At 66.8% G+C, this 26661-nt stretch carries 20 protein-coding genes; 11 read left to right on the top strand and 9 right to left on the bottom strand.

Going from position 1 to position 26661, the window contains the following annotated elements; genetic code table 11:
• Positions 1 to 40 precede the first annotated feature (40 nt).
• From CQW49_RS21195 to CQW49_RS21185, 3 genes are all read right to left on the bottom strand, one after another.
• Positions 41 to 1633, bottom strand: a complete 1593-nt coding sequence (locus CQW49_RS21195) for a hypothetical protein (RefSeq protein WP_003614875.1) — start codon at positions 1631 to 1633, stop codon at positions 41 to 43.
• 89 nt (positions 1634 to 1722) lie between these two features.
• Positions 1723 to 2316, bottom strand: coding sequence for a hypothetical protein (locus CQW49_RS21190; protein ID WP_003614876.1), 594 nt, complete (start codon positions 2314 to 2316; stop codon positions 1723 to 1725).
• Positions 2300 to 4321: a hypothetical protein gene (locus tag CQW49_RS21185; RefSeq protein ID WP_003614877.1), complete on the bottom strand. Its 2022-nt coding sequence runs from the start codon at positions 4319 to 4321 to the stop codon at positions 2300 to 2302. The genes CQW49_RS21190 and CQW49_RS21185 overlap by 17 nt, the downstream gene beginning before the upstream one ends.
• Positions 4322 to 5025: 704 nt before the next feature.
• Between CQW49_RS21185 and CQW49_RS21180 the strand changes: the two genes are divergently transcribed.
• The 6 genes from CQW49_RS21180 (at position 5026) to CQW49_RS25200 (ending at position 15193) form a co-directional block, all read left to right on the top strand.
• Positions 5026 to 8238, top strand: coding sequence for a helicase-related protein (locus tag CQW49_RS21180; RefSeq protein ID WP_024749427.1), 3213 nt, complete (start codon positions 5026 to 5028; stop codon positions 8236 to 8238).
• Positions 8239 to 8526: 288 nt separating this feature from the next.
• Positions 8527 to 9933, top strand: a complete 1407-nt coding sequence (locus CQW49_RS21175; protein WP_003614765.1) for a mannose-1-phosphate guanylyltransferase/mannose-6-phosphate isomerase — start codon at positions 8527 to 8529, stop codon at positions 9931 to 9933.
• A 521-nt stretch (positions 9934 to 10454) separates the two neighbouring features.
• Positions 10455 to 10655, top strand: coding sequence for a hypothetical protein (locus CQW49_RS21170; RefSeq protein WP_244441356.1), 201 nt, complete (start codon positions 10455 to 10457; stop codon positions 10653 to 10655).
• 429 nt (positions 10656 to 11084) lie between these two features.
• On the top strand, positions 11085 to 11600 hold the full coding sequence (locus CQW49_RS21165) for a phosphatase PAP2 family protein (protein WP_244441269.1): 516 nt from the start codon (positions 11085 to 11087) through the stop codon (positions 11598 to 11600).
• A 244-nt stretch (positions 11601 to 11844) separates the two neighbouring features.
• Positions 11845 to 14106, top strand: coding sequence for a hypothetical protein (locus tag CQW49_RS21160; RefSeq protein ID WP_003614772.1), 2262 nt, complete (start codon positions 11845 to 11847; stop codon positions 14104 to 14106).
• A gap of 142 nt (positions 14107 to 14248) precedes the next feature.
• On the top strand, positions 14249 to 15193 hold the full coding sequence (locus CQW49_RS25200) for a LolA family protein (protein WP_003614774.1): 945 nt from the start codon (positions 14249 to 14251) through the stop codon (positions 15191 to 15193).
• A gap of 78 nt (positions 15194 to 15271) precedes the next feature.
• Here CQW49_RS25200 and CQW49_RS21150 read toward each other — a convergent pair whose 3' ends face one another.
• Positions 15272 to 16327 carry an NAD(P)-dependent alcohol dehydrogenase gene (locus CQW49_RS21150; protein ID WP_003614776.1) on the bottom strand — a complete coding sequence of 352 codons (1056 nt, stop codon included), beginning with the start codon at positions 16325 to 16327 and terminating at the stop codon, positions 15272 to 15274.
• Between the two features lie 101 nt (positions 16328 to 16428).
• Between CQW49_RS21150 and CQW49_RS21145 the strand changes: the two genes are divergently transcribed.
• Positions 16429 to 16860, top strand: a complete 432-nt coding sequence (locus tag CQW49_RS21145; RefSeq protein ID WP_003614777.1) for a hypothetical protein — start codon at positions 16429 to 16431, stop codon at positions 16858 to 16860.
• A 74-nt stretch (positions 16861 to 16934) separates the two neighbouring features.
• On the opposite strand, the gene CQW49_RS21140 is transcribed toward CQW49_RS21145, so the two are convergent.
• Genes CQW49_RS21140 through CQW49_RS21130 form a run of 3 tightly spaced genes read right to left on the bottom strand, consistent with a single transcriptional unit; the run spans position 16935 to position 18774 of the window.
• Positions 16935 to 17666, bottom strand: a complete 732-nt coding sequence (locus CQW49_RS21140; protein ID WP_003614779.1) for an energy transducer TonB — start codon at positions 17664 to 17666, stop codon at positions 16935 to 16937.
• Between the two features lie 36 nt (positions 17667 to 17702).
• The gene (locus tag CQW49_RS21135) at positions 17703 to 18098 is read right to left on the bottom strand and encodes an ExbD/TolR family protein (RefSeq protein WP_003614781.1); all 396 of its coding nucleotides are present in this window, start codon (positions 18096 to 18098) and stop codon (positions 17703 to 17705) included.
• 1 nt (position 18099) lies between these two features.
• The gene (locus CQW49_RS21130) at positions 18100 to 18774 is read right to left on the bottom strand and encodes a MotA/TolQ/ExbB proton channel family protein (RefSeq protein WP_003614783.1); all 675 of its coding nucleotides are present in this window, start codon (positions 18772 to 18774) and stop codon (positions 18100 to 18102) included.
• Positions 18775 to 19353: 579 nt separating this feature from the next.
• Between CQW49_RS21130 and rpsO the strand changes: the two genes are divergently transcribed.
• Together rpsO and pnp are read left to right on the top strand one after the other, a co-directional pair.
• Positions 19354 to 19623 (top strand): 30S ribosomal protein S15, encoded by a 270-nt coding sequence (gene rpsO / locus CQW49_RS21125; RefSeq protein WP_003614785.1) that lies wholly within the window; start codon positions 19354 to 19356, stop codon positions 19621 to 19623.
• Between the two features lie 333 nt (positions 19624 to 19956).
• Positions 19957 to 22101: a polyribonucleotide nucleotidyltransferase gene (pnp, locus tag CQW49_RS21120; RefSeq protein ID WP_003614793.1), complete on the top strand. Its 2145-nt coding sequence runs from the start codon at positions 19957 to 19959 to the stop codon at positions 22099 to 22101.
• Positions 22102 to 22296: 195 nt separating this feature from the next.
• On the opposite strand, the gene CQW49_RS21115 is transcribed toward pnp, so the two are convergent.
• A complete protein-coding gene (locus tag CQW49_RS21115) occupies positions 22297 to 23505 on the bottom strand; it encodes a DUF2325 domain-containing protein (protein ID WP_003614795.1) in 1209 nt (402 codons plus the stop codon).
• A 514-nt stretch (positions 23506 to 24019) separates the two neighbouring features.
• On the opposite strand from CQW49_RS21115, the gene CQW49_RS21110 reads away from it, so the two are divergent.
• Positions 24020 to 24283 carry a hypothetical protein gene (locus CQW49_RS21110; RefSeq protein ID WP_003614799.1) on the top strand — a complete coding sequence of 88 codons (264 nt, stop codon included), beginning with the start codon at positions 24020 to 24022 and terminating at the stop codon, positions 24281 to 24283.
• 2 nt (positions 24284 to 24285) lie between these two features.
• On the opposite strand, the gene CQW49_RS21105 is transcribed toward CQW49_RS21110, so the two are convergent.
• Positions 24286 to 25560 carry a cystathionine gamma-synthase family protein gene (locus CQW49_RS21105; RefSeq protein ID WP_003614801.1) on the bottom strand — a complete coding sequence of 425 codons (1275 nt, stop codon included), beginning with the start codon at positions 25558 to 25560 and terminating at the stop codon, positions 24286 to 24288.
• Positions 25561 to 25744: 184 nt separating this feature from the next.
• Here CQW49_RS21105 and CQW49_RS21100 point away from each other — a divergent pair, with 184 nt between their 5' ends.
• Positions 25745 to 26650, top strand: a complete 906-nt coding sequence (locus tag CQW49_RS21100) for an EamA family transporter (RefSeq protein ID WP_003614802.1) — start codon at positions 25745 to 25747, stop codon at positions 26648 to 26650.
• The last annotated feature ends 11 nt before the right edge of the window (positions 26651 to 26661 follow it).

Below are 26661 nucleotides of genomic sequence, written 5' to 3'. Positions count from 1 at the left end.
CTGCCGGCGAAGTCAAAGGACCCGCCGATTCGCGCACAGATCATTTCAGCTCCTCCGGAAGAAGCGGATGATCCGGCCAGCACTTGCGCTCCTCCTGCAGATTCGTCTCCCCGCTCCGAGGGCGCATCAGCCAAGCGGGCGCCGCCTCGACGCGCGCGAGATAATGGGCGGGAGACGCGGTCGGCTCGTTCTTGCGCCACGCCGTCAGCAGATTGCAGTCGCTGGCCTCGAAGCGCCCCGCCGTCAGCGTCACCTTCATCTCGATCAGAGGCGTCGCGGCGGAGATCAGCACGATGCTCGAGATCGCCGAAGCGAGGCGCCCGCCGTCGCGCGGCGTCGTCACCGCTATGCGCGCGAAGACGACCGAGAGGATGAACAGCGGCGCGATCGAGGCGCGCATGGTGAAGTCGTTGTAGAGGCCGATGCTATAGAAGGGCAGCACGAGCAGCAGGCCGAGCGCCAGCGCGAGAAGGCGGCGGTCACAGGGCTCGACTCTGCGCCAAGCATAGATCACGATTCCCGCCTGCGGCGCCTCGAACACGAGAAGGAGCAGATAGTTCGTCAGAAAGCCTTCGCGCCACAACAGCCATTCCTTCGCGACATCGCCAGAGTCGATCGTCAGATAGGCGGCGACGGGAAGGAAAGCGAGCCCGACGCCGATCGCAGCGATATCCCAGCGCTCGACGGCGCGTCGCGCGAGGCGCTCGAGCGTGAAATAAGCGAGCAGAGGCGCAGCGCCCATCATCGCGAGCGGAGACCACAGCAGCAGCGCCGCGAAGGATATTGGCAGCACCGCGAAAGCCACGATCCCGCGCACATAGAGCAGCGACAGGATCGCGAACCACCAGCCCGGAGCCATATGGTTCGTCGCCCAGAACAACAGCGTGATATGGCTCGGATAGTGCATCCGTACCGGAGAAAAATAGAGCGCCCACCATTCCGTGTGCTGGAAATGCAGGAACGGCGCGCCATGGAGCAGCTCATTGGCCTCGGCGGCCAGGATCGGCATTATGTCCAGACCGCTGAAGCCCATGAACACGAGCAGCAAAGCCGCCTTTCGCGCTCTGCCGATGTCGCCCGCGATCGTCACGACGAAATAGCAGGTCGCGCCGACGATCGTCGCATTCTGGAAAAGAAAGGCCACATGCGCCGCGGCGAGCCCGGCGATGCGGCCGACGACGCTCGGCAGCAGATAAATGCCGAGCGGCGCGCGCATCACATAGTCCACCGCGCCTTCTCGATACAGCGTGCTCGCGCCGGATCGCACGAGATCGGCGAGAACGGCGTCCCGCACGAGCCAATCGCGTTCCGTATAGAAAAAATGCCCCTCCCCGCCGATCAGACAGATGAGAAAACCGAATGCGAGGCAGAGCGCGAGACGACTCAAATTTGCGGGCGTCTCGACCGATGCGCTCTCGGCGCGCGCGCGCCACATGACCAGAACGGCGCCCGCGCAGCCGATCCAGACGAGCGCCATGGCCGGCCATTCGAAGCTCGCCGCGAGCATTGCGTTCGGCGCGATGAACAAGAGGCCGACGAGCCGGGCGATATCGCCGTCGCTCGGCGTCACGAGCGCGCGCGCTCGCCCGCGTGTCTCGGCGGGCGCTTCCGCGAAATGAGAATAGTCGACCATGGGGATATCTCGATTTGCGGTACACAGAGCGCCGGACGCCAGAGCGAATTCGAGATCGATCGAACGATACCGTTCGATCGGAACCCGCTCTAGTCTCGCCGGCCGACGAAGCGCGGATCGCCTTTGAACAGGCTCGACATCAGGCGCGCCGTTCCCATGAAGGCGCGGCCCTGCTCCGTGAGCCGCCAGCCGGCGCCGTCATGCTGGAGATTGCCCGAGAGCTCCTGCTCCTTGAGCCGGCGATCGATCTGCGCCCAATCATCCACATAGATTCGGCGAAAGGCGTCGCGCGCCTCGGCCTCGGTCAAGGCGTGATCGGCGGCGTCGAATTGCGATAGCATGAACACCGAGACGGAGCGGTCGACCGTCACTGGACCGAGCACGAAAGCGGCGGTCAGCAAGGATGTGGCCACCGTGGCCGCGCCGATCGAATCGGCGCGCTCCAGCGCCACGCCCCGCACGAGGCGCGATGGCAGCGCGAGGAAGATCGCCATCAAGGCGACAAAGACGAGCGCCAGCGCGCCGACGCCGCGATAGAACATCACGCCCGGTCCGAGGATCGCCGGCGCGCAATGCATCAGCGCGACGAACAGCGCGCCGCCGAGCGCGGTGGCGAGCGCATAGGAGAGCACCAGCGCGGCGGCGCGCGTCAGCGCCCTGTGCGCCTCAATGAATCTCGTCATGGCGGGGCTGGCTCAGCAGATAGATGCGGAAATTGGGATTGGCGTAGTCGGCGCGAGCGGCGTTCGTCCAGGCGCCGGGCGCCGCGAACACCTCGTCCCGCGAGGAGACGATCAGCGCCGCTATGTCGAAACGCGCGGCGCGGCGACGCACATCGTCGAGAGTGAGCGTCGTCTGCGAGAAGATCGGCGACAAATAATCCATGCGCGCGTCGATCTCCGCCGGCTGCGCGCCGAAGAGACGCGCATTGTGGCGATCCGCGACCGCGACCGGAAAGCGCCCATAGAGGCCATAGCCATATTCGCGCGAAGGACTCGGCGTCGGCTGCACAACGGAGCCGCTCGGCAGACGCGCGTCGAGCCAGTTCCAGGCCGTCATTTGATCGGCGAGCGTCTCGCGCATATGCCGATGCGGGAAGAAGAGGCGCAATTGCAGCATGGCGACGACGAGCGCCGCATAGCCGAGCGCGAGGCCGAGGCGCGTGGCGTAGCGCAGGCCGCCTCGCGACAGCAGTCCCTGGCGCAGCGCCGCCGCGGTCCAGATCAGCGTCGAGAATTGCGCGAACAGCATCACGCGCCAGCCGAGATCGTTCATGACGATCTGCGATGCGAGCAGCGAGCCGATGAGAAAGGACGCGGCGGTGAGACAAACGAGCGCACTCCCCAATTCACTCGCGACGCCGCGCCGCCCCGCCTTGCGCCAGAACACATAGGCGCCGAGGGCGAACACGCCGAAGTCGATGAGATAGAACATCGGCAGGGCGAGTCCGCGATAGAGCGCGCCCGCCTGCGCCGACCCGGCGACGATGTCGATCCATTCCGGACCGCGAACCCGCAAGGCGAGCGCGCTTTTCCCCTCGCCGCTAAAGCGCGGCAGCAGCGTCACGAGCCAGGGCGCCGCGAGCGCCAGCGCGCCGAGCCCGGCGAAGCAGAGACGCGCGGCAATGTCGAAGCGGCGACGCCACAGCAGCGCGCCGAGCCAGAAGCCGGCGCCGAGCGTCGCCGGCATCGCCACATAGACGGACTGGCCCACCATCGAGGCGAAGGCGAGCGCCGCGAGCAGAACACGGCGCCAGCTATCGCGCGACGTCTCGCCCGGCGCGGTCAGCGCGATGAAGCCGACGAGCGCCGCGCAGAGCGCCGACACGTGATGCGGCACCCACATCACGCTGTTGAACCAAGAGGTGACCTGCTCGTCCCAATCGATGAAATGCAGGAAGACGAAATCGGCGTCGCGACCACTGCCGAAATAGAGGATCGTCAGCGGAATGATGTCGAGCCCGCTGGCGAGCAGCAGCGCCAGCAGCGGCCAATTCGCAGGCTTCTTATCCCCCTCGCCTTCGTCATTCCGGCCCGCGGCCGCGTCGGCGCCGCTGCGCCGCAGCGCCGTGCGCGCGAGCGTGAAAAGAGCGAAGCCCATCAACGGCGCGCAGGCATAGGCCGCATGGCGCGCGGCGACGCCGAGCGGCGCGCCGAGCATCGCCGCGACCGCCGGCAGCGTGTAGAAGAGATAATAATAGGACATGGCCCGACCGGGATCGTAATAGGTCGGGTTCCATGGCGGCGAGCCGGCTTCGGCGAGCGACCAAGTGGTCGCCGCATGCTTCACATAATCCACGGCGAGCAGCGAGTGCTGCAGGCTGCCGACGCCGGGCATGTCGATGACGATGAGGATCGAGGCGACGATCCAGATCGCCGCCGCCGCGATCCATCCGCCCTGCAGCGACGACGGCCTCGCGCGCAGCAGCGCCGGCGCGCCGAGCGCCGCCAGCGAGAGGGCGGCGAGCGCCATCGCGCGCGGGCCGAGGCGGCCGGCGAGATCGAGCGCGACCGGAAGGCAGCCGAAGCCGCAGATCAGCGCGAGCCCGGCGCGCTCGAGGCGCGCGGCCTCGTCGAAGCCGGGAAAGCGCAGTCGATCGGCGACAGCGGCGCCCGCAGACGCGACGATCGCGAGCAGAAGGGCGAAAGCCGCGAGCGCCGCGCAAAATTCCGTCGCTGCGATGGTCATGCGTGTCCCGCGATCTCCGAAAACCCGTGTTTGGCGCATCATGCCTGAGACGGGTTAAGCCCGTGCTTACCTCGATCCAATTCGTCCCTCGCCGAGCGGCGGGCGCGCATTAACCCTGTTCGCGGCGCATCGCGGCGCCGAGACGGCGAGCGCGCGCCGCTATGCGCCGTCGCGGCCGTCTCGAAATCGGACGGTTTCGTTAAGCCCCGGGCCCGCCGGTCGCCGTCCGCGCCAGCGACCGGCCACAGGCTCTCACAAGATGTCGAGATCAGACGCGCATCGGGCGCCGGATGATGTGGCGAACCGATCGCCAACATCGTGTCGACAGTGATTCGTCCATGCTGCGTTCGCGCTTTCGTCGATCTGTTAACGCGCCATCGTGGAGAGGACGGTTTCAGGCGATTGACAAAAGGCCGTCGGCGAGTCCGCACTCGCCCCTCTACAGAAATGCGCGCGCGACGCGTCGTATCTCGAGATACAGCAGTAATAGCGGAAAGAAACGCTATATATTGTTAGAACGAAGGATGATTCGCGCCGGGTCAGCGATTCGGCCGCGATTCGTTCGCTCCTCGTTCGAAAGATGAATCTGGGCCCGCCGCCGCGCGCCATTTCGGCACAACGGGATTTTTCGCCATGGCGCCGCTTCCGCCATATCCTTGCGGAAAAGCTCGCATCGCGACGCGAGCTGAAATAAATTGCCCGCCATGAGCCCAACGCTCGCCGCCCATCGAAGCGCGTCCTCCGGCCTTCGCGCGCGCGCGGCCGGCGTCGCGGCCCTGCTGGGCCCGACCAACACCGGCAAGACGCATCACGCCATCGAGCGCATGCTCTCCTATCCGAGCGGCATGATCGGCCTGCCTTTGCGGCTGCTCGCGCGCGAAGTGTATCAGCGCGTCGCCGAGCGCGTCGGCGCCGCCAATGTGGCGCTCGTCACCGGCGAGGAGAAGATCAAGCCGCGCGCCGCGAGCTATTGGATCTCGACCGTCGAGGCGATGCCGCGCGACCTCGACGTCGATTTCGTCGCCGTCGATGAAATCCAGCTCGCCGCCGACCTCGACCGCGGCCATGTGTTCACCGATCGACTGGCCTATTGGCGCGGCCGCCAGGAGACGCTGCTGATCGGCGCGGAGACCATGCGGCCGCTGATCGAGCGGCTGCTGCCCGGCGCGCCGATCTTCACCCGCCCGCGCCTGTCGCGGCTGACTTTCGCCGGCGAGCGCAAGCTCGCGCGGCTGCCGCCGCGCAGCGCCATCGTCGCCTTCTCGGTCGAGGACGTCTATGCGATCGCCGAATGGATCAAGCGCCAGCGCGGCGGCGCGGCGGTGGTGCTCGGCGCGCTCTCGCCGCGCACGCGCAATGCGCAGGTCGATCTCTATCAGAACGGCGACGTCGATTACCTCGTCGCCACCGACGCCATCGGCATGGGCCTCAATCTCGATGTCGACCACATCGCCTTCGCCGCCGACCGGAAGTTCGACGGCCTGCGCCATCGCCGGCTGACGCCCGCCGAATTCGGCCAGATCGCCGGACGCGCCGGGCGCCATATGAGCGACGGCGCCTTCGGCACGACGGGCCGTTGTCCGCCCTTCGACGAGGATTTGATCGAGGATCTCGAGAGCCATCGCTTCGATCCGGTCACGCTGCTGCAATGGCGCAACGCCGATCTCGACTTCGACTCGATCGAGGCGCTCGTCTCTTCCCTCGAGCGCGCGCCGCCGGAGGATTGCCTCGCCCGCGCCCGCACCGGCGAGGACCAGATGGTGCTGGAGGCGGCGGCGCGCGACGACGGCGTGCGCCGCAATGCGAAAACGCATGCAGATATTATGAGACTCTGGGACGTCTGCCAGATTCCCGATTATCGCAAGACTTCCCCGGCCGCCCATGCCGAGCTCGCCCTCGCCGTCTACGGCTTCGTGGTGCGTCGCGGACTCATCCCAGGCGATTGGTTCGCAAAGCAAATCGCCGGGATCGACCGTGTCGACGGAGACATTCACACGCTCTCCGCGCGGCTCGCCCAGGTGCGAACCTGGACCTTCATCGCCAATCGTTCCGGCTGGCTCGAGAATGCAGAGCATTGGCAGAGCGTCGCGCGTCAGGTAGAGGACAGTCTGTCCGACGCTCTCCACGAGCGCCTCACGCAACGTTTCGTGGACCGCCGCACCAGCGTGCTGATGCGTCGCCTGAGAGAGAATGCAATGCTCGAAGCGGAAATCACGACAGCCGGCGACGTCATGGTCGAAGGTCAGCATGTCGGTCAGCTCCAGGGATTTCGTTTCACCGCCGATCCGCAGGCGACCGGCGAAGCGGCGAAGGCGCTGAACTCCGCCGCGCAGAAGGCTCTGGCCGGCGAGATCGAGGCGCGCGCGACGCGCGTCTTCGACGCAGTGGACGACGCATTCCTGCTCGGCAACGACGGGACGATCCGCTGGCTCGGCGAGCCGGTCGGCAAGATCGTGCCCGGCGCGAGCGTGCTGAAGCCGGCCGTGCGCCTGCTCGCCGACGAGCAATTGACCGGCGCGGCGCTGGAGAAGGCGCAGCACCGCCTCGATCTGTGGCTCGCGAGCCATGTGAAGAAGCTGCTCGGCGCACTCGAGGAGCTCGAATCCGGCGAGGGGCTCGAGGGGGTGACGCGCGGCGTCGCCTTTCAGCTCGCCGAGGAGCTGGGCGTTTTGGAGCGCAGCCGCGTCGCGCGCGACATCAAGGGCTTTTCGCAGGAGGACCGCGCCGCCCTGCGCAAGAAGGGCGTGCGCTTCGGCGCCTATCACCTCTATCTGCCGGCGCTGCTGAAACCCGCGCCGCGCGCGCTCTCCGCTCTGCTCTGGGGCTTGAAGCACGGCGGATTGGAGCATTTGAAAGGCCTCGACGAGGTGCCGCATCTCGCCGCCTCGGGCCGCACCTCCTTCGCCGCCGACCCCGAAATCTCCAAGGGATTCTACCGCGCCGCAGGCTTTCGCGTGTGCGGCGAGCGGGTCGTGCGCGTCGACATTCTGGAGCGCCTCGCCGATCTCATTCGCCCGGCGAGCTCCTACCGGCCCGGCGTCACGCCCGGCGAGCCGCCGGCCGGCGCCGCCGATGGCGATGGATTCGTCGTCACCGTGGCGATGACCTCGCTCACCGGCTGCGCAGGCGAGGCCTTCGGCTCCATTCTGCGCTCGCTCGGCTATCAATCGACGGAGCGCGCCGGCCCGGCCATCACCGTCGCGCTGCTGCCGGCGGCGGCCACCGAGCCGCTGAAGCCGACCCCCGCGCTCGCCGAGGGCGGGGAAGCGCCCGCCGAGGTCGAAACGATCGAGGCGGAAGCCGCTCCCGAATCGGCCGCCGAGACGATCACGGTCGATGTCGCGGCGCCCGAACTCGCGGAAGCGCCGGCCACAGCCGAGCTGGTCGCGGCCGAGGCCGTGGACGAGCCGATCGACGTCAGCGCCGAGCCGACCGCCGAAGCGGAGGGCGAGACCGCGGCCCCGGCAGAGCCCGAAGCCCCCGCCCTGATCGAAGTGTGGACCCTGCAGCGCCACACCCACGCCGGCCCGCGCCGACGCCCGCAAGGCGGCCCCGCCGCGCCGCGCAGCGACGCCGCGGCGAAAGACGGGCGCCCCGCCCGCGAGCGCTCGGGCGGCCCACGGCGCGGCCCCGGAGGCGAACGCAGCGGCGAGGCGCGCGACGGCGAGCGGCGCGAGGCGACCGGCGGCGAGCACAGGCCGCGCAGCGACGGCGCCCGCAAGGAAGCGGGTCTGCGCGGAGGCGGCAAGCCCCGCTCGGATCATCGCCCGCCGCGCGACGACGATCGCCGCAGACATGGCGGCGGCGGCTATTCGACCCAGGATCGGCGCGAGAAGGAGCGCCAGCCCGACCCGGATTCGCCCTTCGCCAAGCTGCTTGCGCTGAAGGCCGAGCTGGAGAAGAAGGGCAAGAGCTGAGCTCTCGGCTCTGATCCCGGCATTCCGACCGCTCGTCGGACTCCGAGGGCGCGCCGCGCATTCGCCGCGCGCCCGGTCATTCGGCGCGCCGCGGCGGCGCGAATCGCACGCGCTTGCCAAGCTCGCCCGACTCGGCCTATTTCTGGCGCAGTCTCATGTGAGAGAGGCGCGCGCTGCGCGCCCTGCGGCCGGCTTCGCCGCCCCTCGGGACCGGCCGATCTGCTTTGGGCCTGGTCCGATCTTTGCGCTTGCGCGTTCGATGAACCGCCCTCGACCGAAAGGCGAGCAATGACGAAGATACTTCCCGTGATCATGTGCGGCGGGGCCGGCACCAGAGTCTGGCCGGAATCCCGTGAAACGCTTCCCAAGCAGTTCATTGCTCTGGTCGGCGACCGCTCGACCTTCCAGACCACGATGGCGACGCTCGCCGATCCCGCCTTCGAGAAGCCGATCGTCGTCTCCAACATCGACTATCGCTTTCTGCTCGCGGATCAGCTGCGCGAGATCGGCGCCGAGGCGGATATCGTGCTCGAGCCCATGCGCCGCGATTCCGCCGCGGCGGTGGCCGTCGCCGCGGGCCTCGCCGCGCGGCGCAATCCGCAGACGGTCGTCGTGGTGCTGGCGGCCGATCACGTCGTGCGAGATCGCGCCGGCCTCGTCGCCTTGTGCAAGACCGCGGCATCGGTCGCGGCGGACGGCTATATCGTGACGCTCGGCGTGAAGCCGGACAATCCCGCGACCGGCTATGGCTATATTCGGCCCGGCGAACGCATCGCCGGCGAGGTGATGAAGCTCGACGCCTTCGTCGAAAAGCCCGACCATCCCACCGCGGAAGCCTATGTCGAAGCCGGCTATCTCTGGAACAGCGGCAATTTCATCTTCCGCGCCGATGTGATGCAGAGCGAGATCGCCCATTTCGAGCCGGCCATTTCCGAAGCCGCCGAGCGCGCCATCGACGGCGCCCGCCGCGATCTCGACTTCCTGGTGCTGAACGGCGAAGCCTTCGCGCGCGCGCCGAAGACCTCGATCGATTACGCGGTGATGGAGAAGACCACCAAAGCCGCGGTGATTCCCGCCGATATCGGCTGGTCCGACGTCGGCAATTGGCGCGCCGTCTGGGAGCTCTCGGAGCGCGACGACCAAGGCAATTCCGTGCGCGGCAACGGCCTCATCCGCGAAGCCCGCAATGTTCATGTGCGCTCGGACGACACGCTCACCACCGTCGTCGGCGTCGATGATGTGATCGTTGTGACGACGCAGGACGCCGTGCTGGTGCTCAGCCATGAGCATGGCGACAACGTCAAGCAGCTCGTCGATCAATTGAAGCGTGAGAATCGCCGCGAGGCCGGGGAACACAAGCGCATCTTCCGTCCCTGGGGCTATTATCAATCGGTCGATTCGGGCCAGCGTTATCAGGTCAAGCGCATCGTCGTGAAGCCCGGCGCGCGCCTGTCGCTGCAGAAGCATTTCCATCGCGCCGAGCATTGGATCGTCGTGAAGGGCACGGCCGAGGTCGGACGCGACAAGGAGACTCATCTCGTCCATGAGAACGAGTCGATCTATCTGCCGATCGGCTGCGTGCATCGCCTCGGCAATCCCGGCAGGATCGATCTCGAGCTGATCGAGGTGCAGACCGGCTCCTATCTCGGCGAAGACGATATCGTTCGCCTCGAGGATGCATATAACCGCGGTTGAGCAGTCGCGTCATGGCCCGCCTTCGACGCTCCGCGACCGTGGCGGCCATGACGTTTCGAGATTCTTCACGCGTCGACCCGTGATCGAACACGCTCTCGCCGGCAGGGCGTGACGCAGCCGCGCTGGCGCCGAAAGAGCGAGCCTTCGAGTCTCGCTCTGCGGTCTCATCAGTTTCGATGAAGCAAATCGGTAGAGAGAAATTTCAGCGACGCCGCATCGCGCGCAGACGCAACCAGACGACGGCGCCCCTGCGAAACTCCCGCGGCATGCGGGTAAACACATCCTGTCGCGCAGCGTCTTTTCGGCGTCCTCATTATTGCCCGAGCGTCGGCGTATGCGTTTCGAATCGCGACGCTATGTTGTCAAAGTGGCACGTGGCTTGAACCCGACTGTCGAGCCGATGGCCCCTCGTTCCATTTCGAGACGAAGCCGATCGTTCACGAATCGCCGTCCGCAGCGGTCGTCGGCGTGACAGCGGCTCGAGAAGGACAATTATGGACAGGCGCATCAAATTGACCGACGTGGATCGACCGAACGACCCATTGGAAGTGGAGATCGAGCGAGTCACGGAGACGATCTTGCGGGTGCTCGTGCCGAACACCATCGTGCGCTTCGACATGCGCCGCGCGCGCGAGGACGCCCCCTTCGAAGGCTCGCTGGGCGGTCGCTATTTCATGTTCGATCCGAACGAAGTGAAGAAGACCAAGACCTCGCGCAAATAGGTCGCGATGCGCCGTTTTCCCGGAATGGGACAGAACGGCCCCGTGGCCTGGGCTGCGCGCAAAAATGAGACAGGCGCTCGCATCCCAGATCCGGCGCTATCGTATAATTTCCTGTCGCACGCGGGTCGCGTGCGATGGCCGACATGCGAGCGTCCCGTCTCGCAGCGACAATCGTCGCGCTCCCGCTACGACCTAGAGCTACACCAAGCATAGAGCGCAGACTTCTTGTGATCTTCCAGGAATAGGAGGCGAGCGGCATGACGATCATGTGACGATATTCGCTGCGACTGTCATGCAACTCGAGGCGAAACGTCACGAAAGCGCAGCATCGCGCGCTTATTCATTCGCCTCATGCAGATCGCCTCCTATCGACACATTGCGCTAGAGCGTTTCGGTCTCCGGGAGACAGGAGCGAGCCTGCGCAAACGCTTGCAGCAAGCCGATCTCGCCGGCGTCCATGTCGTCTCGCGCTCGGCCCGTCCGGCGCTCGGCCGCCTTCTGGCGATCGTCATCAGCAAGCTCGGCAATGGCTGGATCTATCCGATCCTCGCCACCGTCATCTTCTACGTCTTCGGACGCGCCGCGCTTCCCGTGGTCGCGCTCGCCGGCGTCAATGCAGCCGTGCTGCATATTCTGTTTCCGATCATCAAGCGGCGCATCGGCCGGCCGCGGCCGTTCCATGTCGATCCGCGCCTCATCTCGCTGCTACGCATTCTCGACGAGCATTCCTTCCCGAGCGGCCACATGATGACTCTGTCCGGCGTCCTCGCGCCGATCGTCATCGCCTGGCCCTCCGCTGCGAGCTCCGCCGCCGCGCTCGTGCTGTCGATGGCTTGGTCGCGCATCGCCACCGCTCACCATTATCCGAGCGACGTGCTCGGCGGCTTCGCTCTCGGCGCCGCCATGGGCTATCCCCTGTCGGCTTGCGCGCTCGCCTTTCTGTGAACACGGCCGAAGCGCCCATGAATACAGGCCGCGCGGGCTCGCGCAACGCGACCGCGGCCGTATCGCTTCGCGCCTGGAGCGCTTTTCGATCGTCATCACTCGATCGGATCTGAATTCGCTGAAACGAAAGAACGCTAGAGCGCTATTCCGATCCGATCGGATCGGGATAGCGCTCTAGCGAGTTCAAGCTCCCGCCGCTCTATGCTAGCGTCGCGCCTTCTTTCCTGCGCGAAGGAGCCGACTCATGGCGGACGTGGACCAGACGCTCTCGGAGGCGGAGGACATCGCGCCTGCCGCGGCGACGCCCACGCCGATCGCCGAGCCGCGACAAACGCTCTTACAACGCGCTCTCGCGCGTCTTCGCGTCGCAGGAGCGCCGCCGGCGCTCGACCTCGGCCGCATCGCGGCGGTCATCGTCGTTCCCGTCTTCTGCTGGGTGTTCTACACGACCGCGAGCGGCATGATCGACATCATGCGGCGCGACTCCGGCGATCTCGTCGGCATTGTCGGCGCGATCATCGGCACGACGGCCATTCTCACAATGCTGGCGGCGACCTCCTGGTCGCTCGGCGCCGATCTCGGCGCGCTGATCGCGCATCGCCGCTTTCTCGGCGAGCGCATCGTCGTCAAGACCACGGTCACCGCCGCCGTGTTCCTGTTCGTCTTCTGCATCTCCGCCTTCTTCTCCTTCACCTATTACTACACCAACATTTTCAACCTCTCCTCCAAGAAGCTCGCCGCCGAGACGCAGCCGATGGAGCTCGCGGCCGAGGTGCTGCTCCCGGTCTCCAAGGCGATCGCCGGCGAATATGATGCGCAGACGGCGCGCATGGAGGCGACGCCCGACCTTCACGCCTATCTCGACGCGCTCGACACGCTGGTGAAGACCGCCAGCGTCGCCTCCGCGCGGCTCGACGAAGGCCTGCAGAAGAGTCGCGAAGGACGCCGGCGCGTCGCTCGGGAAGCGGCACGCCGCAAAGCCGCCGAGCTCGAGGACGCGCAGGCCGCCGCGCGCCGCATGCAGGACATTGGCGCGCGCATGGCGGCGCTCGGCCAGACGGTCGCCGACCTCGAGCCGATCATCAAGGCCAAGGAGGACGAGATCGTCGCGCTCACCTCGACGGCGCGGCAGGAGGAGCAGCTCGCGGTGGACGCCTCCAAAGGCCTCGACGGCCTCGGCGCCGCCTGTGGCGCCAATTGCGACTCGCATCGCGCCAAAGCCAAAGCGGCGCAAAGGCGCATCGGGGCGCTGCGCGAGACGCTGGCTGCGCCGACGGCGCAGAAGAGCGACGCCATTCGCCAGCGCGACGCGCTCGCCGCGGAGCTGATCACGCTGCGTCAAAAGGCGGAGAGCGCGAGCGAGGAGCCGGCGCTCGTCGCCGCCGCGACGGAAGAGGCGCCGCGCGAGGTCGTCGGCGCGGCCCGGCGCCTCGCCATGCTGCGCGATCAGATTCGCGCCGATCCGAGCTGGGCGCGCATCCGCGAGGCGAAGGCGCCCTGCGAGGAGATCGTCGGCGCGATGCGGCAGGCGGGCCTCGCCGACGCGGCCGTGCCCGCGGATTTTTCCTGCGAGCCGGACGGCGTCGCATCGCATGATCTGCTGACCGCGCGCGACGAGGTGATCGCCGGGCGCGCCGCCTTCGATCAGAAATGCGCGCTCGACGGCGCCATTCGCGGCGAGCTGACCGCGCTCGCGTCGCGCATCCGCACCGCGGTGGCGGCGGGGAAATCGGCGGCGTCCGCCGGCTTCGACGACGCCAAGCGGCTCGTCGACGATTGCGTCGTCGCCGCCAAGGCCGCGGGACTGCCGGAAGCGGATGTGCAGATTTTCCTGCAACGCAGCGACCATTTCCTGCGCACGCGCAGCATGGATCGCAATCGCTTCGAGCTGGCGCGCGAGGCGTTCGTCGGCTTGACGCCCGATGCGAGCATGGCGCTCGGCGTCGCCATAGCGCAGGACGCCTTCATGTTCGTGATGAAGCTGCTCGCCGAGATCTTCAAGGGCCGCGATCAGCGTGCGCGGCCGCCCGCGCCGGTGTTTCCCGCGCTCGACGTCGCCGACGGCGACGCCGACGACAGCGATGTGCGGGTGATGAAAGCGCTGCTGCGCCTCTCGCGCCCGCTGCCCGGCGAGCGCAGCGCCTTCGACGGCGGCTCCAGCGGCGTCGCCGAGCTGCCGGTCGAGGCGCGCAGCAATCTCATCGGCCTGCTCAACCGGCTGGTGCGCGAGGGCGTTGCGCATCTCGACCGCAAGGGCGTCTATCTTCTCGACAACCGCACTTTGGCCGAGGTGGAGGCGCGGCTGGCGCTGGCGCTGAAGCGCGCCTCGCGTGGCGGCGCCGCCTCGGCGCGCATGGAGGCGCTCGCCGCCGAGCTCGCCGCGCAGGACGGCGCCCGCGGCTGGCGCCGCCGCCGCAGCGCGCTCGACCGCTATCTCATGCCCCGCTTCCCCGCGCCGGCGGAAGAGGACGCCGGCGAGGATGCGCGCGCCGGCGGCTACGGCTGAGGCGCGCCTGTCGCCCCCATTCTGGTCGAATGAGCGCGAATCGCCGATTATGGCCGTCCCAAGATCGGCCATATCGTCATGCTAGCGATTCGTTCGCCGGCGCCCGAAGCGGCGCGCCCGACCGTCCGGAGCCCAGATTCTCGTGAAAGCCCCTCTCCTCGCCGCCGCATTGTCGCTCGCTTTCCTGCCGCCTCTCGCGTCGCCGGCCGGAGCCGAGCTGTTCCAGCCCTGGCCGACCCCGACGCAGGTGAAGCCGGCCCCCCGCGCCGCCGCCAAGCCCGCGCCGGCCAAGCCCGCCAAAGCGGCGGCCAAGCCTGCGCATGAAAAGCCGGCGGCCAAAACGGCCCATGAAAAGCCGGCTCACGACAAGACCGCGCATGACAAGGCGCCCGCCAAGACCGAGCCGAAAACGGCCGCCGCCAAGCCGAGCGATGGAAAGCCGAGCGACGGCAAGCCCGTGGAGGGCAAAGCCGCCTCGACCGGCGCGACCAAGGCGGACGCAGCCAAGGCGGCGACCGCGACTGCGGCGGCGGCGGCCGCTGCGGCGGTCCCGCAAAAGCCGCTCGACCGCGCGGAGGCGATCAAGCGCGCCGAGGCCTCGCTCAACGCCTCTCCGGTAATGACCGCCGATTTCGTCCAGATCGGCGGCGACGGCCGGCGCGCCGAAGGCCGGCTGTTCATCCACAAGGTCGGGCGCATGCGCTTCGAATATGCCCAGCCGGCGACAATGGAGGTCGTCTCCGACGGCGTCACCGTCGCGGTGCGCGACCGCAAGCTCAACACGCAGGATCTCTATTTCATCGCGCAGACGCCGCTCAAATTCCTGCTCAACGAGAAGATCGACCTCGAGAAGGACGTGAAGCTCCTCGACGTCGTGATCGACGACGCCGGCGCCGCGATCATCATAGAGGACAAGGCGACGCTCGGCGGCACGTCGAAGATCAAGCTGCTGTTCGACGCCAAGACCTTCGACCTCAAGCAATGGCAGGTCACCGATCCGCAGGGCTACGAGACTCTGGTGTCGCTGTTCAACATCGACCGCGACAGCGCGCCCGATCCGAAGCTGTTCAAGGTCGCCAGGGATTGACGCCGAATTTCGACGCGGGCCGCCTTCTCCGCCTCGTGGAAGAAGGCGGCCCGCTCGAAGCATAGCTCGTATTGATTGCTACGCCGCCTTCAGCGTCGCCATGTCGATGACGAAGCGGTATTTCACATCATTCTTCAGCATGCGCGCATAGGCGGTCTCGATCTGCTGCATGGCGATCGTCTCTATGTCCGCGACAATGCCGCGCTCGGCGCAGAAGTCGAGCATCTCCTGCGTCTCCTTTACGCCGCCGATCAGCGAGCCGGCGACCTGGCGCCGCTTGAAGATCAACCCGCCCGCCGATGGCGAGGGATGCGGCGTCGCCGGCACGCCGACGAGCACCAGAGCGCCATCGCGCTTCAACAGATTCACATAAGCGTCGAGGTCATGGGCGACGGCGACCGTATCGAGAATGAAGTCGAGGCTTCCCGCCCGCGCCGCCATAGCGGCAGGATCTGTGGAGACGACGACCTCGTCGGCGCCGAGCGCGAGGGCCGCGTCGCGCTTTGACGGCGAGGTGGTGAAGGCGACGACATGGGCGCCGAGCGCATGGGCGAGCTTGACCCCCATATGGCCGAGCCCGCCGATGCCGACGATGCCGACCGATTTTCCCGGGCCGACACCCCAATGCTTGAGCGGCGACCAAGTGGTGATGCCGGCGCAGAGCAGCGGCGCGACTCCGGCAAGCTGCGTCTCAGAATGGTGGATCGCCAGCACGAAATGCGCGTCGACGACGATTTTCTCCGAATAGCCGCCAAAGGTGTTCTCGCCCGAGCCGTAGATCGGGCCGTTATAGGTGGCGGTGAAACCGTGCTCGCAATATTGTTCGAGCCCGTCGTCGCAGGACAAGCATCGCCGGCAGCTGTCGACCATGCAGCCGACGGCGGCGAGATCGCCGACCGAAAATTTCGTCACCTTCGCGCCGACAGCGGTGACGCGGCCGACAATCTCGTGGCCCGGGACGCATGGGTAGCGCGTGCCCGGCCATTCACTGCGCGCCGTGTGCAGATCGGAATGGCAGACGCCGCAATAGAGGATGTCGATCTCTACATCCTCGGGCCCGAGCGCGCGGCGCTCGATCGCGAGCGGGCCGAAGAGCGCCTCGGCGGACGCAACGGCATAGGCTTTGGTGGACATGGACTCACCTTGTTGGGAAAACTATACAATATCATGAAGACGTGACGTCGACATCGCAATTTGCCGGCCGCCCGTGCGGCGGCCGTCTCACGGATCGACAAATGGCTCTATCCGATGATGCTTCGATCGAGCGGCTGGCTTTGCGCGTGATCGATCGAAGCCTGCCGAAAGCCGAGTGGACCCATGCCGGACATTTCGCAGCGGCGCTGTGGCTGCTGCGCAATCGGCCCGCTCTGACGACGCCAGATGAAATCAGAAATCTCATCACGAGTTACAATGACGCGACGAGCACAGCCAACACCGACGCCGGCGGATACCATCATACCATCACTCTCGCTTCCATGCGCGCCGCCGACGGCCATTTGCGCGATCATGCGCCTGCCGCGCCGCTTCATGCGGTGCTTCGATCGCTGATGGACTCTCCACTCGGCCATCCCGATTGGCTCCTGTCCTATTGGCGTCGAGACACGCTATTCAGCGTCGCCGCGCGGCGAGGATGGGTCGAGCCCGACCTCGCGGCGCTGCCGTTTTGAGCCTCCCGGCCACCGATGAACTCGGCGGCCCCGCTTTCCGGCGGTTTCGCGCCGGGATCCGACGCCAAATAAACTCACCAGAACGAGCCGTTGATGGGCACGATCAGCTCGCGGCCTTCGAAACCAGGCGGCGGAGGCGGCCAGACCGCGCGGACCACCCCTTCCAGAACGGCCTTGTCGAGAACCGCGAAGCCGCTCGAGCGGGTGATCGCGGCGTCCCAGACCTTGCCGTCGCGATAATGCACGCGGACGAGAACCCGTCCGGTCAGCCTCACGCCACGCGCCTCCTTGGGATAGATCGAGGCCGATCGCAGCGCGTCGTTCAATCGCTCGATGAATTCGGTCAGTTGCGTGGCGTCGCCATTTGCGTTCGGCGGCGCCCGTCGGCTGGGCCCGACGGCGGCCTGCCGGCGCGGAAGCCGCGACAAATCCGGCAGCGGCGCCGGCGGGAGATCGCGCACATATCGACGCGGCGCGACCGGCTGGCTGGGCGTCTCCCTGGAGGGACGATCGGAGAGGGGGACGGTCGGCTCCTCGCCCGGCGGCGCGGACTCCGGCGACGAGGCGTCCGGCGTCGGCTCGGAAGCCGACCCGCCCGCGGGCGGGTCGGGCTCCTGCGGGGGCGGCTCGGGCGTCGGCAGCCTGGTGAGGTCGAGTTGAATCGGACCGAAGCTCTGATCGATCGCCGATGCGGACGGATGGCTGGTCAACCAGAGCGCGGCTGCGACCAGAAGCGCGGCTTCAGCGAGCAGCGCCATCGCCGCCGCGCCGAATGTGCCGCGCCATTGCGCGACGAACGCGGACATTCGCGCTGATGAGATCGGGATCGTCACGGCCGGCGCTCAGCGTCGGGCCTTGGCCGCGGCGAGGCCGATCTGCTTGACCCCGGCCCTTCGGCAGGCGTCGATCACGCTCATCAATTGCTGGATCGAGGCCGAGGCCGCGCCGGCGATGGTCACGGTCTTTTTGGCGGCCTCGCCGACGGCGAGCCGCCGGGTCAGATCCTCGAGCGAGATCGGCAGGTCCTCGACCATCACGTCGCCATCCTGCAACAAGGTCACGATGACGCTCGGCGGCGGCATCTGCTCGGCCGTGCCGCTCTGCGGCAATTGGCTCGCCACGCCGGTCGCGGGGATCATGCGCAAGGTGATCATCACGAAGAAGACCAGCAGAAAGAACATGATGTCGATCATCGGCACGATCTCTATGCGCGCCTTGCGGGTTTCGAAATAGCGCATCTCACTCCTCCGCGGCGGCGATCGGCCGAAACGGCGACGCCTCGCGGGCGGCGCTGTCGTCGACGATCGCCATCCGGTTCACCAGCACCATTTTCAGCGTCTCGAGCTGATGCACATGGAGCCGCACGCGGGTCTGCAAGCCGTTGAAGAAAAAGACGCCGACAATGGCGATGAACAGTCCGGCCGCGGTCGCGACCAGAGCCTCCGCGACGCCGGCGGTGATGTCGGTCGGGGAGGAGCCGGGCTTGCCTAGAACTTGGAACGAATTGAACATGCCGATGATGGTGCCGAGCAGGCCGAGCAGTGGCGCCAAGGTCACGATCGTGTCGAGAAGCCATAGCGAGCGGTCGATGGCGGGGACCTCCTGAAGGATCGCCTCTTCGATGCGGGCCTGCAGCAACGTCCGATCCCGCAGGTTCGGCGCCTCCCTGGCCGCACGCAGAATTCGCGCGATCGGCCCTTCGCGCAGCCGTTCGATTTCCGCGCCGATCGCCGCCCGGTCGATGTGATCGAGCGCAGAGAGGCGCGCCATGACCGCGCGGCAACGCCGCACCAATCCCCCCAGACACCAGCTCCGCTCGAAGCTGACCGTGAGCGCGAGCAGCAACATCAACGGCATCACATAGAGAATGCCGCCTGAGCCAGCCGCGAGCTCGATGATCCGATCAAACGACATTCACCCCCTCCCCGAGACATGTTTTTGCATTCGCGCGTCCCCCAGAGCCACACCGCCACTGCTTGGACATATTTTGATTTATTTCAGCAATATGCTAGAATTTCTCAATCACATTTCAGAAATATGCAGCGACTGCACGCTATAAATTTCGATACTTAGTTTTTAATACTATACTTTTTGTGACACACCGCCACCGATGACGTCAGGATGTCGACGGCGGCGCGCGAGCGCGACGCGAATTGTCGGCGACAGGCCGCCTCAGAGAATCAGGTAAGGACTATGGCCTCATCCCCTTGTCCCGAGGAGCCCGCGAAGCGGACATCGCGAAGGAGGCAATGAGGAAAAACCTGTGATTTCGACCGGCGGCGTCCTTCGAGACGCCGCCTGCGGCGGCTCCTCGGGATGAGGGATAGAGGCCGCCGCGGCCCTCTCTATCCTTCCCGCACGTTTCTGCTATAAGCGCCTCGCACCCCCGGTTTTCCGGGCGGCTCCGCTGGAGACGACCCTGCTGGACGACATCCCGGCTCGGCCGCGAAGCGCGGATCGAACACAAGAAGCTCACGAGAAAAGGACCCTCCGATGTCGATCACGGCCGAGCGCAAGCAGGCGCTCATCAAGGAATATGCGACGAAGACCGACGACACGGGCTCGCCCGAGGTGCAGGTGGCGATTCTCACCGAGCGCATCGTCAATCTGACCGAGCATTTCAAGACCCATGTGAAGGACAATCATTCGCGCCGCGGTCTTCTGAAGCTCGTGTCGCAGCGTCGCCAGCTGCTCGATTACGTGAAGAAGCGGGACGAGCCCCGCTACAAGAGCATCATCGAGCGTCTCGGCATCCGCCGCTGACATCCGCGCGCCCATCGCGGGCCATGAGAATTGCGAGATCGCGGCGTGCTGCGATTTCGTTTATGAATAGTTCGGAGGCCGGTCGATTCGGCGGCCTCCCGGCGTCGGAGACAGTCCGGCGCATTGCGGCGGACGGCATGGGGCCGTCGCGCCGACCTCGGCAGATCGTCATGGCAGGATCGCCGGACGCTGCGGCGAGGATTTTTTCGAAGCGTCCGCGGCTTCGCGTCTTTGAAAAACCCCCGCCCTGCAGCGTCCCGCCGTCTTGCCCATGACGCCTCGCCGTCACGATAACGCGCGCCCTGCGCGTCATGAGAGAAAGACGAAAGACACATGTTTCAGATCCATCGCGAAGAGCTCGACTGGGCCGGCCGCAAGCTGGTGCTGGAGACCGGCAAGATCGCGCGTCAGGCCGACGGCGCCGTCTTCGCCAGCTGGGGCGAGACCACGGTGCTCGCCACCGTCGTCTCCGCCAAAGCGCCCAAGCCCGGCCAGGACTTCTTTCCGCTGACCGTCAATTATCAGGAGAAGGCCTTCGCCGCCGGCCGCATTCCGGGCGGCTATTTCAAGCGCGAGGGACGCCCGAGCGAGCGCGAGACCCTGGTCTCCCGCCTCATCGATCGGCCGATTCGCCCGCTCTTCCCCGATGGCTATCGCAACGACACGCAGGTCATCCTCACCGTGCTCAGCCACGACCTCGAGAATGACCCGGACATTCTCGCCATGGTCGCGGCCTCTGCGGCGCTGACGCTCTCGGGGATTCCCTTCATGGGCCCGGTCGGCGCGGCGCGCGTCGGCTATATCAACGGCCAGCTGAAGCTCAATCCGACGATCGAGGAGATGAAGCTTTCCGTGCTCGACCTCGTCGTCGCCGGCACCTCGGATGCGGTGCTGATGGTCGAATCGGAGGCGCAGGAGCTCTCCGAGGATGTGATGCTCGGGGCGGTGATGACCGGCCATCGCGGCTTCCAGCCGGTGATCGACGCGATCATCCGCCTTGCCGAGCGCGCAGCCAAGGATCCGCGCGATCTCAATGTGGCCGACAAGTCCGAGGTGACTGCGGCCGTCGCGGCCATCGCCGAGGCCGAGCTGCGCACGGCCTATAAGCTCACCGTGAAGCAGGAGCGCTACGCCGCCGTCGACGCGGTGAAGGCGAAGGTCTTCGCGGCGCTGCTGCCGGAAGGCGGCGAGGCGAAATTCTCCAAGGAGCATGTCGCCGAGGCCTTCCACGATCTTCAGGCCAAGGTGGTGCGCTGGAATATTCTCGACGACGGCGTCCGCATCGACGGTCGCGACGTGAAGACGGTGCGCCCGATCGTCGCCGAGGTCGGCGTGCTGCCGCGCGCCCATGGCTCAGCGCTGTTCACGCGCGGCGAGACGCAGGCGCTGGTGGTGGCGACGCTCGGCACCGGCGAGGACGAGCAATTCGTCGATTCGCTCGAGGGAACCTATAAGGAGCGCTTCCTGCTCCACTACAACTTCCCCCCCTATTCGGTCGGCGAGACCGGCCGCATGGGCTCGCCCGGCCGCCGCGAGATCGGCCATGGCAAGCTCGCCTGGCGCGCCATCCGTCCGATGCTGCCGGCCGCCGCCGAGTTCCCCTATACGATCCGCGTCGTCTCGGAGATCACCGAATCCAACGGCTCCTCTTCGATGGCGACCGTCTGCGGCTCGTCGCTGGCGCTGATGGACGCCGGCGTGCCCCTGAAGAAGCCGACCGCCGGCATCGCCATGGGCCTCATCCTCGAGGGCGAACGCTTCGCCGTGCTGTCGGACATTCTCGGCGACGAGGATCATCTCGGCGACATGGACTTCAAGGTGGCCGGCACTTCCGAGGGCGTCACCTCGCTGCAGATGGACATCAAGATCGCCGGCATCACCGAGGAGATCATGCGCGTCGCGCTGGCGCAGGCGCGCGACGGCCGCCTGCATATCCTCGGCGAGATGGCCAAGGCGCTCACCACCTCGCGCGCCGAGCTCGGCGAGTTTGCCCCGCGCATCGAGACGCTGAAGATCGCCACCGACAAGATCAGAGAAGTGATCGGCACTGGCGGCAAGGTCATTCGCGAGATCGTCGAGAAGACCGGCGCCAAGGTGAATATCGAGGACGACGGCACGGTGAAGGTCGCCTCCTCCGACGCCAATTCGATCAAGGCGGCGATCAATTGGATCAAGTCGATCGCCTCCGATCCGGAGGTCGGCCAGATCTATGAGGGAACCGTGGTGAAGACCGCCGATTTCGGCGCCTTCGTCAATTTCTTCGGCGCCAAGGACGGCCTCGTCCACATCTCGCAGCTCGCCAAGCAGCGCGTGAACAAGACCACCGACGTGGTGAAGGAAGGCGACAAGGTGAAGGTGAAGCTGCTCGGCTTCGACGATCGCGGCAAGGTGCGCCTCTCGATGCGCGTCGTCGACCAGCAGACCGGCGAGGACCTCGAGGCGAAGGAAAAGGCCGAGGCCGCCGCCGCGAACGAGTAATCTGGCAGGAAAGGGCGCTCCCTTCTCCCGCTCGCGGGAGAAGGTGGCCCTCGCGTCAGCGAGGGTCGGATGAGGGCGGAGGGATCGGGATTCATCATCGCTGCACCGGGGCGGATGGACCCTCATCCGACCCGGCTTCGCCGGGCTGCCTTCTCCCACGAGTAGGAGAAGGAATCGCGCGTCGAGACGCGGATCTCAGGACGAAGCGGCGACCTCGGCGCGGCCGAGCTCGGTGATCGCCCGCTCGAACGCCGAGGCGCTGGCGCTGCGCAGCGGACAGTAGGGAATCCCCCGGCTCTCGCAGAGGCTCTTCACCGCGTCGACGGCGCGATGGCTGACGCAGTCGACGGGGAAGAACACCGCATCGGCGCGCCGCACCAGCTCGCTGAGCATGGCGCGGCTGTCCTCCATGCCGCCGTCGTGATGAATGAGCGAGCCATTGTGCTGCTCGACGATCTGCTGCAACCGCCCCACCGTGCGCGGACGGCCGCCCACATAGAGCAGGCAGCGCCCGCACAGATCCATCGGCTCCTCCGACGCCGCGGCGATCGAAATCTCCAATGGCGGCGACGGCGGCAGAGGCGCCGGCGGCGGCGCGTCGATGCGCGAGCGCCTCGCCGAGAGCCGCTCCAGACGCTGCTCCAGACGCGCGCGATCTTCGCGCAGAACGGCGTTCTCGCGCAGCGCCGCGTCGAGCTCGGCGCGAGAATCGCGTCTCGCCTCCCGCCGCAGACGCTCGCACTCCTCCTCTAGCGGCGTGAGCTCGCGCACAGCGGCGGAGAGCCGCGCGATCTCGCCGCGCTGGCGCGCGATCTCATCATTGCGCTCGGCGACGAGCGCGACGAAGCGCCGCGCGATCTCCGCCTTCTCGCGACGAAGCTCGGCGATCTCGCGCGCCTCGCCGCGATGCGTCGCGCCACACAGATGCGACATCATGTGAATGTCGCCGAAAATGCGCGTGTCGACGCCGATGGGAAGACGCGGATGGCCGATCAGAGCCCAATAGGCGCCCGGCACGAAGCCATTGTCGACCGCGCTTTCCCAATAAGCGAGAAACGCCTCGTCGCCGTCGAGACTCTTCGCCTTGCGGATCGCGCCTTCATATTTCGTGTCGAGGTGCTTCTGCACGGCGCGCGAGACGGCGCAGTCCTCGCTCATCGCTTCCACGAAAAGTCCGTGGATGTGATAGTCGTTATAGCGCTGCTCATCGGCGAGAAAGCGCGTGCGCCGCGCGATCTTGCGCAATTCGGCGATGGTCATGCAGGTGCCGATGATCGAGCAGTGCGAGGCGCCGATGATCTCCCAAATGCGTCGCCTGACGCCCGGCTCGCCGCGCGAGATGCGCGGTGGTTGCGTGAGCTTCTCGAGAACGCTGGACGAAACCCGCTGCAGCGCATCGCTCATATCGCGGCCTCCGATGTCGCTTCGACGATGACGTCGAGGCAATGGAATTGCTGATAGCCGAGCCTTGATCGATCGATGACGATGAACATCGCGAGCTCCCGGGCTTCGCTGCTGTCTTGCATGAACTGTCGCGCAGCGATCGATCGCGATCAAGCTTTCGCAAGCTGCAAGATTTCCAGGAAGCGCTGTGTGAAGCAGGAAAGGAGCCGCCCCGCGGCTCTAGATTGCTTCGCTACGCTCGCAATGACGAACTGCAATTATTCCAAGGAAGCGCCGACATCGCCGGACAGGCTCCGTCATTGCGAGGAGCGAAGCGACGAAGCAATCCAGAGCCGCTGCACGAGTCTGGATTGCTTCGCTGCGCTCGCAATGACGAGTCTGCAAAATCTTCCAAACTGCGCGCCGCCTTATTGCCCCGAAGCGGTGAATTATCGATGCTCGCAAGCCAAAGCAGCCGTCATGGCGAGCGGAGCGCTCCGCTCGCGCCGACGCGCAAATCACGAGGAGCGGTCGCATGTGCGACATCGCCGCAGAGAAACAGAAGATCGACGCATTGCTCGAGGACGCCGCGCGCGAGAGCCCGATGCGCGATTGCGCCGACGAGCGCCTATTGACCGAGCTCGCGCTGCGGACGCTGCGCGAGCATTACGAGGACACCTGTCCCGATGAGTGTCTGCGCCGCCGCTGTACGGAATTCGCCGAACGTCTTCTGCGCCGTCGCGCGGTCGCGCGCTGGCGCCGCGCCGCGGTGGAGCGGCGCCAGCGCAAAAGCGCGTGATCTCACCCGAAGGCCTGCGCGATATCGGCGATGAGATCGTCTGGATCCTCGATGCCGATCGACATGCGGATCAGCGAAGGCGTGATGCCGATCTCGCGCCGCGCCTCTTCGGTGAGGCCGGAATGCACCGTCGTCGTCGGGTGGCAGATCAGGGATTCTGTGCCCCCTAAGCTGACTGCGAGCTTGAACAGCTGCAGACGGTTCAAGAAAGCGAAGGCCTCCGCTTCGCCGCCGACGACCTCGAAGGAGAAGGTCGAGCCGGCGGCGCCGGACTGGCGCGCCATCAACGCGCGCGCGGGATGATCCGGCGGCAGCAACGGCGGATAATGCACGCGCGCGACATTTCGATGCTCGGCGAGATAGGAGGCGACGATCGCCGCGCTGCTCGCGGACCGGCGCATGCGCAACGACAAGGTTTCGAGCGATCGAATCAGCATCCAGCAGGAATGCGGATCGAGCTGCGTGCCGATGGCGCTGCGCATCACGCGGATCGGCTTCAGCTCGCTCGCGCCGCCGAGCACGGCGCCGCCGATGAGATCGCTGTGGCCCCCGACATATTTGGTCAGCGAATAGAGCGAGAGATCGGCGCCGAGCGCGAGCGGCGACTGGAACACCGGGCCGAGCAGCGTGTTGTCGCAGCACAGCAGCAGCCGACGGCCCTGGCGCGCCGACATCTCGTCGGCGATGGCGCGCATCATCGCTATGTCGACGAGGCTGTTCATCGGATTGGAGGGCGTCTCGACGAAGATCATCGCGACGAGACCCTGCGCCATCGCCTGCTCGGCCGCGCGCCGCACCGCCGCGCCGTCGAGGCCATCGGTGAAGCCGACGCTGCGAATGCCGAAAGGCGCGAGCGTGCGGCCGATCAGCACCTCGGTGCCGCCATAGAGCGGGCGGCTGTGCAGAATCACCTCGCCCGGCCGCACATGCGCGAGAATGGTCGTGACGATCGCCGACATGCCGGAGGAGAAGGCGAGCCCCTGCTCGGCCTTCTCATAGACGGCGAGCCGATCCTCGAGAATTTCGAGATTGGGATGGTTGAAGCGCGAATAGACGAGGCCCGGATGCGCATCGCCGGCGACGGCGCGTCCGGCCATTTGATCGAAAAAGTCGCGGCCCTCCTCGGCCGAACGGAATACGAATGTCGAGGTGAGGAATATGGGAGGCTTCACCGAGCCTTCCGAAAGGGCGGGGTCATAGCCATAGCCGAGCATCAGCGTCTCGGGCTTCAATGCATGCTGGCCGATGCGGGTCTTGTGATAGCGCTCGCCGGTCATTGGTGAGGTCCTCTCGGAAACAGGCGTCGGCGGTCCCCCGCGCATTTCGCGGATTGTGGCAGCATAGACCCGATCCGTGCGGCGATCACGCATCCACAACCGCCGAGAGCACGTACGTACTCGTGCTTTCCTCTGGCCTTTTGCGCCGCGTGCGACGATAGAGACGGGACAACGGATCGCCGCTATGACCACGACCTCTCCCGTCTGGCTCTGGGCCGCCTTCACCGTCGCCGCGGCGGGCGGGCAGACCTTGCGCAACGCGCTGCAGCGCGAGCTGACCGACGAGCTCGGCGCCGCCGGCGCGACCTTCGTGCGCTTTCTGTTCGGCTGTCCTTTCGCGATCCTCCTGCTCGCCGCCGCCTGCGCCTATGAGCAGACGCCGCCCGTCTGGCCGAACGCGCGGGCGTTCGCGCTCGTCGCCGCGGCGTCGCTGGCGCAGATCGGCGCGACGGCGCTGATGCTCGTCTCCATGCGCGAGCGCTCCTTCGTCATCGTCACGGCGCTCACCAAGACCGAGGCGATGCAGATCGTCGTCTTCGGCCTCGTCTTCCTCGGCGAGGCGGTCACGCCGACGCTGGCGCTCGCGGTGACGGCGGCCACCTGCGGCGTGCTGGCGCTGTCGCTGCCGGGCGCGGCGGCGCGGCGCGCCTCGTTCCGGCCCGTCGCCTTCGGCCTCGCCTCGGCCGCTACTTTCGGCGTCTCCGCCCTGCTCTATCACGACGGCCTGATGGCGCTCGGCTCCGCATCCTACGCCGTCGCCGCGGCGAGCGCGCTGGCGCTCGCCCTCTGCCTGCAGACGGCGCTGATCCTCGCCTATCTGCAGCTCTTCGATCGCGCCGGCCTCGCGGCCATAGCGGCGCAATGGCGCGCTTCTCTGTCGGCGGGCTTCATCGGCGCCGCCGCCTCACTGTTCTGGTTCCTCGCTTTCACGCTCGAGACCGCGCCGCGCGTGCGCACTCTGGCGCTCGTCGAGGTGCTGTTCGCCGAGGCCGCCTCGCGGCGCCTGTTCGCGCAGCGCGCCGAGCCGCGCGAATGGCTGGCCATCGCGCTGATCGTCGCCGGCGTCGCCGCGGCGCTGAACGGTGGCTGAGACGCCCAGGG

This window comes from Methylosinus trichosporium OB3b (genome assembly GCF_002752655.1).
Lineage (GTDB): Bacteria > Pseudomonadota > Alphaproteobacteria > Rhizobiales > Beijerinckiaceae > Methylosinus > Methylosinus trichosporium.
Note: the sequence above shows the minus strand (reverse complement) of the source record. Positions and strands in the feature narration are given on the sequence as shown.